We start from the raw sequence: 17,179 nt of genomic DNA on the forward strand, positions 1-17,179 counted from the left end.
TCGTGGCGGTGTCAGGATTTCGGGAACCAGGGGAACAGCATCGGCGTGCTGCGCTGGTAGTCCCGGTAGTCGTCGCCCCGCGTGCGCAGGGCCTGCTGTTCGGTAAACGGAATGCCGCTGATGTAGCGCAGGAACAGGTACATCACGACCGGTCCCAGCCAGCCCAGCCAGGCCAGCGGCGCGCCGATGGCGGCGACCGCGTAGGCGCACCAGTGCAGCCATTCGAAGAAATAGTTCGGATGGCGCGAATACCGCCACAGGCCGCTGCGGCAGGTCTTGCCGCGGTTCGACGGGTCGGCGCGGAAACGGGCCAGTTGTGCGTCCGCCAGCGATTCGCCGCCCACCGAAACCAGCCAGATCACGGCGGCCACGGCCAGCTGCCAGGGTGCGGGCGCCGGATGCCCGGCCACGGCCGCCAGCGGCAGCGAGAACAGCACCACCAGCAGCGCCTGGAACTGGAAGAAGCCGAAGAATTTCAGCTGGCTTCCCTGCCAGTGCTCCCGCAGGGCGCGGTAGCGGCAGTCCTCCGGTTCGCTGCGCACGCGCGCCCACAGGTGCAGGGCCAGCCGCAGCGCCCAGGCGGTGGCCAGCACGCCCACCAGCAGGCGTGCGCCGGGTGCGCCGGTGCCGGTCAGCGCCAGCAGGAGCGCCGCGGCGGCCAGGCCGGCGGACCAGAGCACATCGACGATGCCGGCATTGTCGCGGCGACGCTGCCACTGCCAGCCGAGCACCATCAGCACGGCGGCCAGCAGCCAGATCCATGGCAGTTGTTGGGCGGTGGTCATGCGGTACCTCCAGGAGACGTGGATTGCAGGCCGCGCCGGGCCAGCCAAGCCAGCAGCGGCATCGCCACCGCCCAGCCCGCCGCCAGTGCCAGCAGGCTATGCCACTGTGGTTGGGCGAACTGGACGACGTGCCAGCCGCGCGCGGCGCCGAGATAGGCCAGCGGGCCGCCGATGGCCCCGAACACCGCCGCCAGCAGCAGGCGCCGGTGCAGATAGCCCAGCAGCGGGACGATGGACAGCGCGAACGCCCACCACAGCGCCAGGATCCACGCCGGCGAGCTGGCCCACGGCCAGGCCACCGCGTAGTCGAGCAGGCCGGTGCGCACCCACAGGTTTTCCAGTAGCAGACCCAGCCCCAGCGCGACCACCACCAGCCGTGCTTCCAGCGCCCGGTGCGGCGATACCAACAACCGCCAGAGCGCGAACAGCCCGGCGGCGGCGACGCCCGGCCACCACAGGCCGTGGCCGGCGCCGATCACCGCCGCGAACCAGGTGGCCTGGTAGGCCAGCAGGGTCAGCCAGAAGGTCATGCCGCCTCCGAACCCGACGGACGCCAGCCCGGCTTGGCCATCAGCAGGTGCGAGACGCCGATGGAGCGCTCGCGGAACCCGCCTTCGCAATAAGCAAGGTAGAACTCCCACATGCGGACGAAGCGCTCGTCATAGCCCTGCGCACGCACCGCCGGCAGCTGCGCGAGGAAGCGCTCGCGCCAGGCCTGCAGGGTGCGGGCATAGGACAGCCCGAAATCCTCCAGCCCCACCAGCGCCAGGTCGCTGCTGCGGGTCTTCGAGGCCAGCATCGCGCTGACCGAGGGAATGAAGCAGCCGGGGAACACGTGGCGCTTGATGAAGTCGACCGAGGCCAGCGCCTGCTCGTAGCGGTGGTCCTCGATGGTGATGGCCTGCACCAGCGCCAGCCCCTCCGGCTTCAGCAGGTGGCCGATCTGGGCGAAGTAGCTGTCCTGGAAATCCGCGCCCACCGCCTCGATCATCTCGATCGACACCAGCTTGTCGTACTGGCCGGTGAGGTCGCGGTAGTCGGACTGCAGCAGGGTGATGCGGTCGCCCAGCCCCGCCTGCTGGATCCGCGCCGCGGCCAGGTCATGCTGCTCGCGCGAAATGGTGGTGGTGGTGACGCGGCAACCGTAGTGCTTGGCGGCGTGCACGGCGAACCCGCCCCAACCGGTGCCGATCTCCACCACGTGGTCGTCCGGGCCCAGCGCCAGCTTGCGGCAGATCAGGTCCAGCTTGCGGGTGGAGGCCGCTTCCAGCGTGTCGTCCGTGCCGGCCCAGTAGGCCGACGAATACATCAGGTCTTCGGAGAGGAACAGGCGGAAGAATTCGTTGCCCAGGTCGTAATGGGCGGCGATGTTGCGCCGGCTGCCGCTGCGCGTGTTGCGGCGAAGCAGGTGGATGGCCTTCATCGCCAGCCCGCCCAACCGCGCGCTGCCGGTTTCCATGCCGTCCAGCAGATCGCGGTTGCGCACCAGCAGGCGCACCAGCGCCACCAGGTCGCTGCAGCGCCACAGCCCGTCCATGTAGGCCTCGCCGGCGCCCACGCTGCCGTTGCCGGCAAGCGCGCGATAGAAGCCCGGATCCAGCACCTCCAGCGTGACCGTGGGGCCATCGCCGGCGCGGCCGACCGCGATGGTGCCGAGGGCGTCGCGCACCTCCAGGTGGCCGTGGCCGAAGCCGGACAGGCGTTCGAGCAGGCGCTGGCGCAGGAACCGGTTGAAGGCGCCGAAGGCGCTGGCCGGTGCGGACTGGACGATGGCGTTCAAGAACGGCCTCCTGAAAGTCGGGGGTGGTCGTGGAAAGGTGTGCGCTTGAGCCACAGCCGCAGCGCCTGCCAGTAGATGGCGCCGATCACCTGCGCGGTCATCAGCGGATAGCGCCACAGCACCCGCGCCAGCGTGGCGGTGCCCAGCGGCCGACGCTGCAGCTGCAGGTGTGCGTCGAACTCGCGGCCGTGCGCGCCCAGCACGGCCATGTTGACGTGCAGGGTGTCGCCCGGGACCGTGAAGCGCCAGTCGTAGCGGCGGGCCATGCCCACGAACGGGGAGACATGGAAGGTCTTGTCGAAGTCCCAACGCAGCATCCGCCCGTTGCCGCGGGCGGCCCCCACCGGCAGCACATAGGCATGCCGCTCCAGCCAGGGGGTGTTGGTGATCTCAGCGACGATGCTGTGCAGGGTCTCGCCGTCCGCATCGAAGCAGTAGTAGAAGCTGACCGGGTTGAACACCACGCCGGCATAGCGCAGGTGCGCCAGCAGCCGCACCGGGCCGGCCGGCCGTTCGCCGGTGGCGGCCTCGACGCGGTCCTTCACGGCTTCCTTGAGCGGGCGTTCCGGCGGGCCCAGGAAATCCGAGCGGCGGAACTCGGCCAGCGCGCGTCGCGCCGCCGACCACAGCCAGCGGCCGCGGAACACGGTGTCGATTTCATCGAGGTCGAGGTAGAGCTGCGCCATCCGGTACGCAAACGCATGCGGCCGCGGCGCGGCGCGGCGATGGCGCACCACGCCCTCGTACACGGCGCTGTGCAGGGGCGTGTTCATGCCGATCCGCCGTCGTCCGGCCAGTCCACGCCCAGCCCCGCCGCCACGTCGACCGCGCTGCGCATGCCGTCCTCGTGGAAGCCCCAGCCCCAGTAGGCGCCGGCGAACCAGGTGTGGTTGCGGCCCTGGATGCGGTCCTTGCGCCGCTGCGCCGCTACCGAAACCGCGTTGTAGACCGGATGCTGGTAGTGCAGCCGGCGCAGCACCTTGGCCGGGTCGATGGCCTCGCTGCGGTTCAGCGTGACCACGAAGGGCTCGGGCGAACGCAGGCCCTGCAGCAGGTTCATGCAGTAGCTCACCGTGCAGGGCGCGCCGGGCGTGCCGGGCACGAAGGCGTTCCACGCCGCCCACGCCTTGCGGTGGCGCGGCAGCAGGGAGGCATCGGTGTGGAGCACCACGTCGTTGGGCTGGTAGGCGATCGCGCCCAGCACGTCGCGCTCGGCGTCACTGGCATCGCCCAGCAGGGCCAGCGCCTGGTCGCTGTGGCAGGCCAGCACGATGCGGTCGAAGCGCTCGCTGCCCACCACGCTGTCCACGATCACGCCGTGGGCATCGCGGGTCACCGACCGCACCGGGCAGCGCAGCCGTTCCTGCACCTGCCAACGGGCCCGCAGGGCCGATACATAGGTGGACGACCCGCCGCGCACCACCCGCCATTCGGGGCGGCCGCTGACCTGCAGCATCTGGTGGTTGGCCATGAACTGCACGAGGTAGCGGGCCGGGAAGGCCAGGACCTGCTCCGGCGGCGAGGACCACAGGGCCGAGGCCATCGGCACCAGGTGGTCGTCGCGGAAGGCGGCGCCATAGCCGTTGTCATCGAGCCAGTCGCCGATGCCCGGACCGGGACCGTCGCCGTCCAGCAGCGACGGGGCCTGCCGGTAGAACCGGAACAGGTCGCGCACCATGCCGAGGAAGCGCGGCGACACCAGGTTGCGGCGCTGGCAGAACAGCGTGTCCAGCGTGGCGGCGTTGTATTCCAGCCCGGTGCGCGCGTTGTGCACCGAGAAGCTCATCGTGGTGGGCTGGGTGGCCACGCCCAGCGCGCGGAACAGCCGCGTCAGCAGCGGGTAGTGGGCCGGGTTGTGGACGATGAAGCCGGTGTCCACGGCGTAGCGCTGGCCGGCCAGCTCGATCGGGTGCGTATGCGTGTGGCCGCCGAGGTAGTCGTGGGCCTCGAACAGCACCACGTCGTGCGCCTGAGATAGCAGCCAGGCGCTGGCCAGGCCGGAAATCCCGGAGCCGACGACGGCGATCCGCATCTCAGCGCTCCGCCTTCGCCAGCACCCAATCGGGCACCGGCTTGAGGTCGCGCACCAGGCCCAGCAACGCCATCATCCGCAGGCCGTACCAGGTCAGGTCGATTTCCCACCAGCGGAAACCCTGGCGGGCGCTGCTGGAGTAGAAATGGTGGTTGTTGTGCCAGCCCTCGCCGAAGGTCAGCAGCGCCAGCCAGAGGTTGTTGCGGCTGTCGTCAGTGGTGGCGAAGCGGCGGCTGCCGAAGCGGTGCGCCAGCGAATTGATCGTCACCGTCGCGTGGAACAGCACCACGGTGGAGATGAAGAAACCCCAGACCAGAAGCTGCGGGCCGCTGGTACCCAGCCCCGGCGCGACGCGCTCCAGCACCTCGCCTAGGACATAGAGGCCCACGGCCATCGCCGCCGGCACCGCCACGTCGTAGCGGTCCAGCCAGCGCAGTTCCGGGAAGCGCGCCAGGTCGGGCACCCGGCTGAGGTCGGTGGCGAAGGCGCGCTTGGTCAGGAACCAGCCCATGTGGCTGCGCCAGAACCCGTGGCGGGGCGAATGCAGGTCTTCCGCGGCATCGGAATGGCGGTGGTGGTGGCGATGGTGCGCGGCCCACCACAGCGGCCCGCGCTGCACGCTGGCGGCGCCGATCAGTGCGAACACGAACTGCAGCGGACGCGAGGTACGGAACGCGCGGTGCGAGAAGTAGCGGTGGTAGAAGCCGGTGATGGCGAACATCCGCACCACGTAGAGCAGGGCGGCGACCAGCACCGCCACCGGCGAAACGCCGACCCACAGCACCCCGATGCAGCCCAGGTGCAGCAACACGAACGGCAGCACCCGCAGCCAGTCCACCCGGTCCGCATCGGCGCCCCCGGCAGCCGGCACGGCGGCGCTGTCGAACCATTGCAGCAGGCTGCACCGAGCCATGCGCACGGGCATGTCGTCGGGTGATGGAGGGGCGAGTGCAGGGTGTTGGGGCATCGCGGTCTTCCGCTTCGGTTGCCCCCTGTACGCCCGCTTGCGCCGATTGGATGCAGCCGCGGCAGGGCGATCACGCTGCATCCGATCCGCCGCTGCGTGCGTACAGACCGGCAACCATCCTCCATCGTCGGTGTTTGTCCTACCATGCGTGTCGATGCCACCCACGGGAATCTGTCACCTTTCGAGGTGGCCCGAACCATGTCGATCGCCGAAGCAAGCCCCGGGGACCCGGGCTACTGGTCCGGGCAGATGCAGGCGGTCGCCCGCCGCCGCGACCAGACCTGCTTCATGCGGATCTACGACCACTTCGCCCCGCGGGTGCGGCTGTACCTGCGCGGCCTGGGCGCCCGCGAAGCGGTCGCCGAGGAGCTGGCGCAGGAAGCACTGCTGCGCCTGTGGCAGCGCGCCGACAGCTACGACGCAGCGCGCAGTTCGCTGGCCACCTGGCTGTTCCGGATCGCCCGCAACCTGCACATCGACCGGCTGCGCCGGGAGAACCAGTGGATCGCCGTGGACATGGAGCCGCTGGAGTTCGAGGCGGAAACCGACAATCCCGCGTTCTCCTCCGCGGAGAGCTTTGCTGCCCACGCCGACCTCAACGAACGCATCGAGCGCCTGTCCGCGACCCAAGCCCGCCTGATTCGCATGTCCTATTTCGAAGCCAAGTCCCACCAGCAGATCGCCGATGAACTCGGGATGCCGCTGGGCACGGTCAAATCCTCCATCCGCCGTGCCTTCCTGCGTCTGCAGTCGGGCGTGCAGGAGGCCACATGACCCCGCGCCATCACCTCGATCCGGCCACCCTGGTCAGCCATGCCGCCGGCGCGCTGTCGCCGGAAATGGCGGCAGTGGCCGACACCCATCTGGAAGGCTGCGGCTACTGCCGCCAGCAGCTGGCAGCGGCCGAGCGGGTCGGCGGCGTGCTGCTGTCGCAGCAGCAACCCGCGGCGCCGGAGCCGCAGCAGGCCGCACGCCTGCGCGAGGACATGCTGGCGCGCCTGAGTCAGCCGCTGCCCGCGGCGGCAAATGGCCTGTCCGAAACCGCCGATGCCCCGCGTTCGCTGGACGCGCTGCCACGTCCGTTGCAGCCGTATTTCGGCAAGAGCTGGAAAGCGCTGCGCTGGCGCTGGATGGCACCGGGCGTGCACATGATCCGCGCGCCGCGCAGCAGCGGCGATACCTTGGTCCTGCTCAGGATCGCGCCGGGCAAGAGCATGCCGGTGCACAGCCATGGCGGCAGCGAGCTGACCCAGATCCTCAAGGGTGCCTACGACGACGAGCTGGGCCATTTCGGCCCCGGCGACATGGCCGACCTGGACAGCGACATCGAGCACCAGCCGGTGACCTCGCCGGGCGTGCCCTGCATCTGCGTGGCGGCGCTGGACGGCCCGCTGCAGTTCCGCGGCTGGCTGGCGCGCAAGCTGCAGCCGCTGGTGGGCCTGTAACCCCGGCCCACCGCCGAACGCCTCTCCTGTCCCAGAAGGAAACGGCCCGCATCTCGCGATGCGGGCCGTTCGTCTTGGTGAAGTGGGCCCCGGTCAGCCGCGGTGGCGCAGCGACAGGAATTCCTTGCGCAGCGACGGGTCGGCCAGGAAGCGGCCACGCATCACGCTGTTGATCATCTTCGACTCGTCGTCCTTCACGCCGCGCCAGTGCATGCAGTAGTGGTCGGCTTCCATCACCACGGCGATACCGTCCGGCTTCAGCCGCTGCTCCAGCAGGTCGGCGATCTGGCTGACGGCTTCCTCCTGGATCTGCGGCCGGCTCATGATCCAGTCGATCAGGCGGGCGTATTTGGACAGGCCGATCAGGTTGGAGTCGGCGTCGGGCAGCACGCCCACCCAGACCCGGCCCATGATCGGGCACAGGTGGTGCGAGCAGGCGCTGCGCACGCGCAGCGGGCCGACGATCATCAGCTCGTTCAGGCGCTCGGCGTTGGGGAACTCGGTGACCGCGGGCGCATGCTGGTAGCGGCCGGCGAACAGTTCGCGCACGAACATCTTGGCCAGCCGGCGGCCGGTGTCGCGTGTGTTGTGGTCGTTGTCGACGTCGATGACCAGCGCCCGCAGCATCTCCTGCGCCTTGGCGGCCACCTCGCCTTCGATCGCCTCCAGCTCGCCGTCCTCGAGGTAGTCGGCGATGTTGTCGTTGGCGTGGAAGCGGCTGCCGGCGCTGCGCAGGCGTTCGCGGACGCGCTGCGACGCCGGCAGCAGCGCCAGGTGATGGATGGATGCGGGATCCCGCAAGGGCTGCGACATGGAGGGGCCTCGAAGGCTGGGGAAGGGGGACACTGGCTGGGCGCAGGCCATCTGCGGCAGTGCGGCATGGCAGTACTTACGCGGCAGCGACGGGGTTGGATGCAGTGGTGTGTTGACAGCGCATCGAGATCGGCCAGCAGCAGGCGCAGGCTGGTCATTCATCCCGTGCGGAGCTTGCGGCGTTCGCGCCAGCCCATGGCGCCTGCGACCAGTGCGGTCAGCGCCACCAGCACGGCCAGTACCAGCGCGACATTGGCGGCCATGTCGGCGCCGGGCAGATCGGACGCCTGCTGCCGGGCATGCACGCCCAGCAGGCCCCACACGGCCGCCAGCGCGTACCACGGGTTGCCGCGCAGCTTCACCACCACGGCCAGCAACAGGAGCCCGGCCAGCGCGAACAGCACCAGCGTCCACGGCAGCATCCGCTCGATCGACAGCAGCTCGAACGCGACCACCACCTGCGCCACGTTGAGGAACACCGCCAGCGAGACCCATCCGGCGTGCAGTGATAGCGGCAGCCATTGCCACCATGGGCCGCGCCGGTGTTGGCTTGTATGCGACGCCAGCCACGCTGCGCCCAGCAGGCAAGCCAGGCTGCCCCAGATGACCGCCAGCGCCAGCCAGAACCATTGCAGGGTGAATACCACCATCCACAGCGAGGTCAGCGCGAATCCGATTGCGGTGAGCACGCGGATGCGACGCAGGCGCGCGTCGGGCGCGCGCACGCCGGCCTGGGCAATGCCGAACACCCCATCCAGCAGGAAGATCGGCCCCCAGATAGCGAAGGCGTAGCCGGCCGCCACGATCAGCGTGGGGTAGCGATTGGAGATCTCGCCGTTGGTCGGGCCCAGCCATCCGCTGTTGGACAGCCAGCCCACCAGTGGCATCGCCAGCGCCAGCGCGAGGACCAGATACCTCATTTGCATGCCCCTTGGAACGTATCCTTGCCAACATCCGTCTCTGGCCAGTGTTGCGGCACACGTTCGATGCGGCTTGCGTCGTAGCCTAGTGCGCCAGCACGCACCAGCATCGCCTGATAGTCGCTTTCTGATACCGAGGGCGTGCGTGCCATGTACCAGAGGTAGTCGCGGGCATCCCGCACAATCATCACTTGGCTGTAGTCTTCTGCCAGCCAGCCCACTTTGTACTGGGCCTTGAACAGGCCGAAGAAGCGGATTTTCCATTCCGCATTGCCGGTGCCGGGCACGACCAACCCGGTGGATTGCAGCAATTTGACCGGCGCATTGGCTGCATCCGGCCGGTAGCGATACCAAGTGCAGACATTGCCCTTGCTATCCAACTGATAGGTTTCCACCGGATTGTGGTTGCCGCGTTCCAGCCGGGTGGGAAGGATGCCGATCACGTACCAGCGGCCCATGAAGCGCTGCAGGTCGACGTTCTGCACGGTCGGGATGGGGGGGCGGGCCTCGGCACAGCCGGTCAGCAAGAGCGTCAGCAGGAGGGGCAGGGCGGAGGCAACAAGGCTGCGCATGGCGGCAAGGCAATAGTTTGAGATGCGGCCTGTACGCAGTCCCGCCGGAATCGGATGCAGCAGGCCCGCGGCGGTGTGTATCCGATCGTGCGTACTGCGCGTATCAGCTTGCATTCGAAAGCGTGGGGCCAGTGATGCCGAGCGCGGCACCGATGCGGTCTTCGGTGGTGCTGTCCTCGGCGGTGGCGGCGCAGGTCTGATCAGTCCGCCAACGCGCTCCACGCCGCCAGCGCGGCATCGCGCGAGGCGCCCAGATCCACCATCGGGGCAGGGTAGCCCTTGCCGGCGAACACCGACGGGTGACGCCAGGCCTCATGGATCACCTTTGCCGGCAGCCCCGCCAATTCCGGCAGCCAGCGTTTGAGATAGACAGCCTCGGGATCGAACTTCGCCGCCTGCAGGTAGGGATTGAACACGCGGAAGTAGGGCGCCGCGTCGGCACCGCAACCGGCCACCCACTGCCAGCCCAGCGTGTTGTTAGCCAGGTCGGCATCCACCAGCGTGTTCCAGAACCAGCGGGCGCCGTGCTGCCAGTGCTGGCGCAGGTTCTTGGTCAGGAAGCTGGCCACCACCATGCGCACGCGGTTGTGCATCCAGCCGGTATGCCAGAGCTCGCGCATGCCGGCATCGACCAGCGGGATGCCGGTGCGGCCGCGCCGCCAGCGCTCCAGCAGCACCTCATCCGCTGCGGCCCAGCGGAAGCCATCGAAGCGCGGGTTGAAGTTGGCGTCGGGCGTGTGCGGGAAGTGGTACAGCAGGTGGTGGGCGAATTCGCGCCAGCCCAGCTCGCGCAGATAGGGTTCCAGGTCAGGGTGCCGACGCGCATCGGTGGCCGCTGCGCGGTCCTGCAGCATGCGCTGGATCTGGCGCGGGGTGATTTCGCCGAAATGCAGATGCGGCGACAGGCGCGAGGTGCCGTGGCGTGCCGGCAGGTCGCGGCCTTTCGCATAATCCGCCACGGCATCGTCGGCGAAGATCTCCAGCAGTTCGTGCGCACCGGCTTCACCGGGGGTCCAGCTGCTGGCCAGTCCCGCGTCCCAGCGGATCGTGGGTAGCAGCCCCAGCGCTGCGGTCGGCAGGCTGCCCGGCTGGCGTAGCCATTGCCGCGCGTGCGCCGAGGGCAGCGGTGCCGCGTCCGGCAGGCCGGTGCGCAGCTTGCGCCAGAACGGGGTGAACACCCGATACGGCTGCCCAGCATCGGTGGCCAGCGTCCACGGCTCGCTCCAGAGCGCGCCGGCATGGCTGTGGACGGCGACGCCATCCTCGTGCAGCGCCGCCTTCAGCGCAGCGTCGCGGGCAATTCCCGCCGGGTCGTAGCGGCGGTTCCAATGGATGGCGGTGGCGCCGGTGGCGCGGATCAGGGCGCGCAGATGATCCAGGGTGTCACCGGCCAGCAGGTGCAGATCGCCGCCTTGCGCCGCCAGCTGGCCGTGCAGCGCTTCCAACCCGTGGTGCAGCCACCAGCGGCTGGCGGCACCGGGTGCCCATGGGGCTTGCTCATCGGGAGCATGGATGTAGGTCGGCAGGATCCGGTCATGCTTGGCGCACGCTGCGACCAGAGCAGGATTGTCTGCCAGCCGGAGGTCACGCCGGAATAGGACAATTGCGGTGGACACAGCGTTAACCGCCTCATGCAATACAACACAGGATCAGGGTACGAAGACTTGCCGATTTTGGATGCATCGTCATCACCCAGCGTCTGCCGGGATTGCCTTGCCCGGCTTGCAACGCACCCACCCGGATGCTCCGGGCAACCGCATCCGTGTGCACCGGATGCGGTTGCCGTCATGAGCAGGCTGGTGAAGCAGCATCGGCAGATCCCGATGGTTGCGATCACTGCAATCCGCAATTGCGCGTAGTCAATCGGGGAATGTCCTCACCGCATCACGCACAGTCTGTTCGGTACCATGACTGCTGCCCCCGAGCGTACTGTCAGTCTTTGTACGCATCCACCGGGATGCAAGCACACATCACGTTCTTGTCGCCATGCACGTTGTCCACGCGCGCCACCGGCGGCCAGTACTTGACCTGCTTGAGCACCGGCAGCGGGAATGCGGCCAGCTCGCGCGGGTAGGCATGCGCCCACGCGCTGGCCGACACCTGCACTGCCGTGTGCGGAGCGTGCTTGAGCGGATTGTCGGCGCGGTCCAGCTTGCCGTCGATCACATCCTGAATTTCGGCGCGAATCTGGATCATCGCGTCGATGAAGCGATCGAGCTCGTGCTTGGATTCGGACTCAGTGGGTTCCACCATCAATGTGCCGGCGACCGGGAAGCTCAGGGTCGGCGCGTGGAAGCCGAAGTCGATCAGGCGCTTGGCCACGTCTTCGGCGCTGATGCCGGAGAGCTTCTCCAGCGGGCGCAGGTCGAGGATGCACTCGTGTGCCACCAGGCCATTACGGCCGGTGTACAGGGTGGGGAAGTGCGGGGCCAGCCGCTTGGCGATGTAGTTGGCGTTGAGCATCGCCACCTGGGTCGCCTTGCGCAGGCCGTCGCGGCCCATCATCGCGATGTACATCCAGCTGATCGGCAGGATCGAAGCGCTGCCAAAGCTGGCGGCACTCACCATCGCGCCCTTGCCAGTACCTTGCGTGCGCACGCCATGTTCACCAAACGCCTTGGGCAGGAACGGTGCCAGATGCGCCTTCACCGCGCACGGGCCGACGCCGGGGCCGCCGCCGCCGTGCGGGATGCAGAAGGTCTTGTGCAGGTTGAGGTGGGAGACGTCCGAACCCCATTTGCCGGGCTTGGCCAGACCCACCAGCGCGTTCATGTTGGCGCCGTCGGTGTACACCTGGCCGCCATGCGCATGGATGATTTCGCAGATCTCCACCACGTCTTCTTCGAACACGCCGTGGGTGGACGGGTAGGTCATCATGATCGCGGCAAGGTTGGCCGAATGCTTTTCAGCTTGTGCGCGAATGTCGTTGACATCCACGTTGCCGTTGGCGTCGCACTTGGTGACGACCACCTTCATCCCGCACATGTTGGCGGATGCCGGGTTGGTGCCGTGCGCCGATTCCGGGATCAGGCAGATATTGCGGTGGCCCTCGCCGCGTGAGACGTGATACGCGCGGATTGCCAGCAGGCCGGCGTATTCGCCCTGCGCGCCGGAGTTCGGCTGCAGGCTCACCGCGTCGTAGCCGGTGGCTTCCACCAGCATCGCTTCCAGCCCGTCGATCAGCTCCTTGTAGCCCTGCGCCTGCTCGGCCGGTACGAACGGATGCAGGTTGCCGAACTCCGGCCAGGTCACCGGGATCATCTCGGCGGTGGCGTTGAGCTTCATGGTGCAGCTGCCCAGCGGGATCATGGTGCGATCCATCGCCAGATCCTTGTCGGCCAGCGTGCGCAGGTAGCGCAGCAGTTCGTGCTCGCTGTGGTGGCTGTTGAACACCGGGTGGGTCATGAACGTGCTGGTGCGCGTCAATTCGGCCGGGATCAGCGACGGCGCGCTGGCGTCCAGCGCGTCGATCGACGGCAGCTTGGCCGCATCGCCGCCAAAGATCGTCCACAGCAATTCAAGATCGTTGCGCGTGGTGGTTTCATCCAGCGAGATGCACAACGAGCCATTGCCACGCACACGCAAGTTGGCACCCAGACTGCGCGCACGTTCGGCAATCGCAGCGTTGTTGTCGCCGGCATCGATGCACAGCGTGTCGAATGCGGTCGCGTGCACGGTGCCAAAGCCCAATTCCTTCAGGCCCGCAGCAAGAATCGCGGTGTAGCGCGCCACGCGCTGCGCAATGCGCTTCAGGCCGTCCGGGCCGTGGTAGACGGCATACATCGAGGCCATCACCGCCAGCAGCACCTGCGCGGTGCAGATGTTGGAGGTGGCCTTTTCGCGGCGGATGTGCTGCTCGCGGGTTTGCAGGGTGAGGCGGTAGGCGGGGTTGCCGTCGGCGTCGATGGACACGCCGATCAGGCGGCCGGGCATGCTGCGCTTGAACGCATCGCGGCAGGCCATGAACGCGGCATGCGGGCCGCCGAAGCCGAACGGCACACCAAAGCGCTGGCTGTTGCCGATCACGATATCGGCGCCCATTTCGCCCGGCGACTTCAGCAGGGTCAGGGCCAGCAGGTCGGTAGCGACCACGAACAATGCGTTGTGCGCGTGGATGGCCTCGGCGTCCTTCTCCCAGTCGGCGACCCAGCCGCTGGAGGCCGGGTACTGCACCAGCACGCCGAAGTAATCGCCCTCGGCGATCGCGGCGTGCACCGCGTCGGTGCCGCGCACCACGTTCACCTTCAGGCCCAGCGGCTCGGCGCGGGTTTGCAACACTTCGATGGTCTGCGGATGGGTGTCACCCACCACCAGGAACGTGTCGGATTTCGACTTGGCACTGCGCTTGGCCAGCGTCATGGCCTCCGCTGCGGCAGAGGCTTCGTCCAGCAACGAAGCGCTGGCGATGTCCATGCCGGTCAGGTCGGCAATCATGGTCTGGAAATTGATCAGCGCCTCCATCCGGCCTTGCGAAATCTCGGCCTGATACGGTGTGTACGCGGTGTACCACGCCGGGTTTTCCAGGATGTTGCGCAGGATGACGTTGGGCGTGTGGGTGCCGTAGTAGCCCTGGCCGATGAAGCTCTTGAACAGCTGGTTCTTCTGCGCGATGGCGCGGATCCTGGCCAGCGCGTCGACCTCGGTCATCGCCTCTGGCAACGCCAGCGGGTTGGCTGACTTGATCGAGGCCGGCACGATGGCATCGGTGAAGGCTTCCAGCGAAGCGTGGCCGACCTGCGCAAGCATGGCGGCAATTTCGGCATCATTCGGGCCGATATGGCGTTCGATGAAAGCGTCGTGGTGTTCGAGCGAGCGAAGCGAGGGCTGAGTCATGGCGGCATCCGAGGGCGCAGTGCGCGTGAAAGGGATGCCCGCTCTGTCCTTTTGCCTGAGAGTTTGGAAGCGCGCGGATGGGGAGGGGATCCCGCGCAGCTTCTTGCCCCTTCGGCGCCGGCCGCGTCTGTGGGGGGACGACGGGCCAATCTCTCCAGAGTGTGGTCACACAGCGGTCTTGGGCCTGAGCGATTCCGGGCGGTTGCGCCTTCGGCAGCGCGACGAGACCCGAAAGCCTGCGCGCTTCTCCCACTGTGCCGGGCGATTATACCCTGCCGGCTGGCACGGGTACTGGCCCCGGTGTTGCGCAAACGGGGTGGATGCTATGGTCAGCGTCCTCCTCCTCCCGCCCCCGCCTTCCGCCCGCTGTCCCTGCAAGCGTTTTTCGGCTTGGGCAAATGCCGTGATCGCCGGCATGCTGTCGCCGCTGCTGAGCAATAGGGGGCTGCACCAGGCCTTGGGCATGGCGGCTTTTGCGCTGACCGGCTGGCTGTTCGGGCGGTGGGAAACCCATGCCCATCGGCGTGCGCTGCGGGTGCCCGAAGCTCCGGCAGCACGCAAGTCTATCGCGTTGCAGGTGTGCTTCGGCGCATCCACGCATACACCGGCAGCCCCGCCAGCAGCAGCACCGCACCCCAGCCCAGCGCTTCGGCGCCGGCACCGGATAGCGCGTACAGGCTGTACAGCAGCGCCAGGGCGGCGACGATGCGCCCGCCGCCGGTGCCGCGTCGCAGCCAGGCGGCGCTGCTGGCCGCATATGGCAGCAGGATGGCCGAGGTGGAGATCAGCAGGATGAAAGTGAACAGGTCCACCAGCGAGCGGCTGTAGCTGGCGATCACCAGCACGGTGGCAAGGCTGCTCCCCACCAGCACGCCGAACACGGGCGTGCCGTGGCGGTCGCGCCGGGCGAAGGCGCGCGGGAACAGGCCGTCGCCGGCCGCGGCCAGCGACACCTGCGCGCAGACCATCACCCAGCCGTTGATGGCGCCGAAGGTGGACACCGCGGCCAGCGCGGCGATCGCGATGCCGGCGCCTGGCCCCCAGGTGCGCGCGGCGGCTTCCGCCATCGGCGCGCCGGATGCCTTCAGCACCTCGCCCGGCACCAGCCCGATCACCGCCGTGCAGGCCAGGATGGTGGCGACGCCCGCCAGCAGCGTGCCCAGCAGGGTGGCGCGCGGGATGGTGCGGGCGGGGTCGCGGATCGCGCCGGCCGGCACGGTGGCTACTTCCAGCCCGCACAGCGCCCACATGGTGAGGATGACCGTGGCGTTGGCCACCTGCGGCAGCGACTGCCCGCTGGGATTGAACGGCACGTAGCGGTCGGGGCCGACCCACCACAGGGCCACCAGGCCGAACAGCAGCAGCGGCAGCAGTTTCAGCGTGGTCAGCGCGACCTGCAGCCGGCCGGCCTCGCGCAGGCCCGCCACGTTCACCAGCGTGCACGTCCACAGCGCCGCCAGCGCGCACAGCGCCGCCCGCACGGGGGTGGCGGTCAGCGCGGGAAACAGCGCGCCCAGGCTGCCGGCGAACGCCACCGCGATCGCCGCCATGCCGGACCAGATGGACACCCAGTAGCTCCACGCGATCGCGAAGCCCGCGGTGTCGCCGAACGCGCGCCGCACGTAGGCGTAGGGGCCGCCGGTGCACGGCCAGTGCACCGCCAGCCGCGCGAAGGTGGCCGCCAGCAGCAGTGCGCCGCCCAGCGCGATCGCCCAGCCCAGCAGGCTGGACGCACCGAAGGGCGCCAGCGCGGCCGGCAGCAGGAACACGCCGCTGCCGATCATGCTGCCGATCACCAGCGCGGTGGCCATCCACAGGCCCAGCGGGGCACGTGCAGGCGTCGTCGTGGTGGCCTCTGCCCCGGCGATTTCAGGCGCGGGCATCGACGGCGCCCCCGGCCTGACCGGTCGCGGCATCGGCGGCGTGCCCGCGGTAGGCCGCGCGCAGCAGTTCGTGGAAGTGGTGCACGCCGGTCTCGCGCAGCGGGTTCAGCCGGCCCGGCACGTAGCTGCCGGAGGCCATCCCGCGCTGCACGTCCTCGCAGATGCCGATGTCCTCGTGCTGCACTTCATCGCTGAAAGCAAGATCCGCATCGCGCTTGGCAGAGTCATCACTTTCGGCGTAATAACTGTCAAAGATCACCCGGCAATGATCCACCCCCAACGGCACCACGGTATTGGTTTGCAGGCGCCCCGGCAGGATATTGAGCATGGTGTTGGGCCACAGCCAGTAATACAGCGCATCGCCGTTGCCATACAGCGCGGCATCACTTTCGAGTGGGCTCCATTGCAGCGAATGCCATATCGACAACTCGGTGCGATAGCTGCGGTAATCCAGCAACCGGTTCAGGCCGGGATGCACGTGCGGGACGTGGTAGCCCTCCAGATAATTGTCGATGTACACCTTCCAGTTGCAGGCGATGTCATAACTTGCGCGATGGTGGTCGCCGTAAGCGTCCAGACCTCTATCTGCGCCCAGCCGTGCGTCGATACCGGCAACGAAGGCATCGAAATCGGGCGCGTTTGCGGCATCGACAGCGGCAAATACCAAACCCTGCCAGACCTTCACCGCCAGCTGCGGCAGCTGCACATCGGCCACATCGAAGTCTTGCGCGCCCTTCATTTCCGGTGCCGAGCGCAATTGCCCCTCCAGGGTGTACGTCCACCCGTGATAACGGCAGCGCAGCGATTTCGCGGCCAGCCCATCGCACTGCGCAATCGGCCCGGCGCGATGCCGGCAGACGTTGTGCATGACCCGAATGACAGCATCGCTGCCGCGCACCGCAATGACCGGCAGGCCAGCGAGATTGGCGATGACGTGGTCGCCGGCGGCGCGCAATTGCGAGACATGCGCCACCCATTGCCAGGCACGGCCAAACAGCGCGCGCCGGTCGAGATCGGCCATCGCGGGTTCCACATAAAACCGTGCAGGTAAGGCGGTAGCCGTGGCGGCAGGCTGCGGAGCGAGGTCGGTTTGCATGTGGGCAGTATGGCGCTTGGATGCTCCAGAAAAACAGACCAACCCGTATTGGC

At 68.2% G+C, this 17,179-nt stretch carries 15 protein-coding genes and 1 riboswitch; of the genes, 2 read left to right on the forward strand and 13 right to left on the reverse strand.

From position 1 onward, the window contains the following. Positions 1 to 11: 11 nt before the first annotated feature. Genes K7B09_RS06640 through K7B09_RS06665 form a run of 6 tightly spaced genes read right to left on the reverse strand, consistent with a single transcriptional unit; the run spans position 12 to position 5,522 of the window. On the reverse strand, positions 12 to 785 hold the full coding sequence (locus tag K7B09_RS06640; RefSeq protein ID WP_223628085.1) for a DUF1295 domain-containing protein: 774 nt from the start codon (positions 783 to 785) through the stop codon (positions 12 to 14). After that, positions 782 to 1,315 (reverse strand): DUF2878 domain-containing protein, encoded by a 534-nt coding sequence (locus K7B09_RS06645; protein WP_223628087.1) that lies wholly within the window; start codon positions 1,313 to 1,315, stop codon positions 782 to 784. Before K7B09_RS06645 ends, K7B09_RS06640 begins: the two co-directional genes overlap by 4 nt. After that, a complete protein-coding gene (locus tag K7B09_RS06650) occupies positions 1,312 to 2,565 on the reverse strand; it encodes an SAM-dependent methyltransferase (RefSeq protein WP_223628089.1) in 1,254 nt (417 codons plus the stop codon). The genes K7B09_RS06645 and K7B09_RS06650 overlap by 4 nt, the downstream gene beginning before the upstream one ends. Then, entirely contained in the window at positions 2,562 to 3,338 is a 777-nt protein-coding gene (locus tag K7B09_RS06655) for a DUF1365 domain-containing protein (protein ID WP_223628091.1), read from the reverse strand. The genes K7B09_RS06650 and K7B09_RS06655 overlap by 4 nt, the downstream gene beginning before the upstream one ends. Further along, entirely contained in the window at positions 3,335 to 4,597 is a 1,263-nt protein-coding gene (locus K7B09_RS06660) for an NAD(P)/FAD-dependent oxidoreductase (RefSeq protein WP_223628093.1), read from the reverse strand. The genes K7B09_RS06655 and K7B09_RS06660 overlap by 4 nt, the downstream gene beginning before the upstream one ends. A gap of 1 nt (position 4,598) precedes the next feature. Then, a complete protein-coding gene (locus K7B09_RS06665; RefSeq protein WP_425507845.1) occupies positions 4,599 to 5,522 on the reverse strand; it encodes an acyl-CoA desaturase in 924 nt (307 codons plus the stop codon). A gap of 240 nt (positions 5,523 to 5,762) precedes the next feature. Here K7B09_RS06665 and K7B09_RS06670 point away from each other — a divergent pair, with 240 nt between their 5' ends. Next, positions 5,763 to 6,338 (forward strand): sigma-70 family RNA polymerase sigma factor, encoded by a 576-nt coding sequence (locus K7B09_RS06670; protein ID WP_223628095.1) that lies wholly within the window; start codon positions 5,763 to 5,765, stop codon positions 6,336 to 6,338. Then, complete coding sequence (locus K7B09_RS06675; protein WP_223628097.1) at positions 6,335 to 7,009, forward strand: ChrR family anti-sigma-E factor; 675 nt, start codon at positions 6,335 to 6,337, stop codon at positions 7,007 to 7,009. The genes K7B09_RS06670 and K7B09_RS06675 overlap by 4 nt, the downstream gene beginning before the upstream one ends. A 93-nt stretch (positions 7,010 to 7,102) precedes the next feature. On the opposite strand, the gene folE is transcribed toward K7B09_RS06675, so the two are convergent. The 7 genes from folE to K7B09_RS06715 all read right to left on the reverse strand — a co-directional run bounded on the left by folE (position 7,103) and on the right by K7B09_RS06715 (position 17,126). Then, the gene (gene folE, locus K7B09_RS06680; RefSeq protein ID WP_223628098.1) at positions 7,103 to 7,822 is read right to left on the reverse strand and encodes a GTP cyclohydrolase I; all 720 of its coding nucleotides are present in this window, start codon (positions 7,820 to 7,822) and stop codon (positions 7,103 to 7,105) included. Positions 7,823 to 7,980: 158 nt separating this feature from the next. Continuing rightward, positions 7,981 to 8,742 (reverse strand): hypothetical protein, encoded by a 762-nt coding sequence (locus tag K7B09_RS06685; protein WP_223628100.1) that lies wholly within the window; start codon positions 8,740 to 8,742, stop codon positions 7,981 to 7,983. After that, complete coding sequence (locus K7B09_RS06690; RefSeq protein WP_223628102.1) at positions 8,739 to 9,314, reverse strand: lipocalin family protein; 576 nt, start codon at positions 9,312 to 9,314, stop codon at positions 8,739 to 8,741. Before K7B09_RS06690 ends, K7B09_RS06685 begins: the two co-directional genes overlap by 4 nt. A gap of 200 nt (positions 9,315 to 9,514) precedes the next feature. Beyond that, entirely contained in the window at positions 9,515 to 10,930 is a 1,416-nt protein-coding gene (locus K7B09_RS06695; protein ID WP_223628104.1) for a cryptochrome/photolyase family protein, read from the reverse strand. Positions 10,931 to 11,246: 316 nt separating this feature from the next. After that, a complete protein-coding gene (gene gcvP, locus K7B09_RS06700; protein ID WP_223628106.1) occupies positions 11,247 to 14,147 on the reverse strand; it encodes an aminomethyl-transferring glycine dehydrogenase in 2,901 nt (966 codons plus the stop codon). A gap of 33 nt (positions 14,148 to 14,180) precedes the next feature. Beyond that, a riboswitch (glycine riboswitch) is annotated at positions 14,181 to 14,315 on the reverse strand. A gap of 395 nt (positions 14,316 to 14,710) precedes the next feature. Next, the gene (locus tag K7B09_RS06710) at positions 14,711 to 16,030 is read right to left on the reverse strand and encodes an amino acid permease (RefSeq protein ID WP_223628108.1); all 1,320 of its coding nucleotides are present in this window, start codon (positions 16,028 to 16,030) and stop codon (positions 14,711 to 14,713) included. Next, positions 16,017 to 17,126 carry an aromatic ring-hydroxylating oxygenase subunit alpha gene (locus tag K7B09_RS06715; protein ID WP_223628111.1) on the reverse strand — a complete coding sequence of 370 codons (1,110 nt, stop codon included), beginning with the start codon at positions 17,124 to 17,126 and terminating at the stop codon, positions 16,017 to 16,019. Before K7B09_RS06715 ends, K7B09_RS06710 begins: the two co-directional genes overlap by 14 nt. Between the last annotated feature and the right edge of the window lie 53 nt (positions 17,127 to 17,179).

The sequence above is a fragment of the Thermomonas beijingensis genome (assembly GCF_020034655.1).
Lineage (GTDB): Bacteria > Pseudomonadota > Gammaproteobacteria > Xanthomonadales > Xanthomonadaceae > Thermomonas > Thermomonas beijingensis.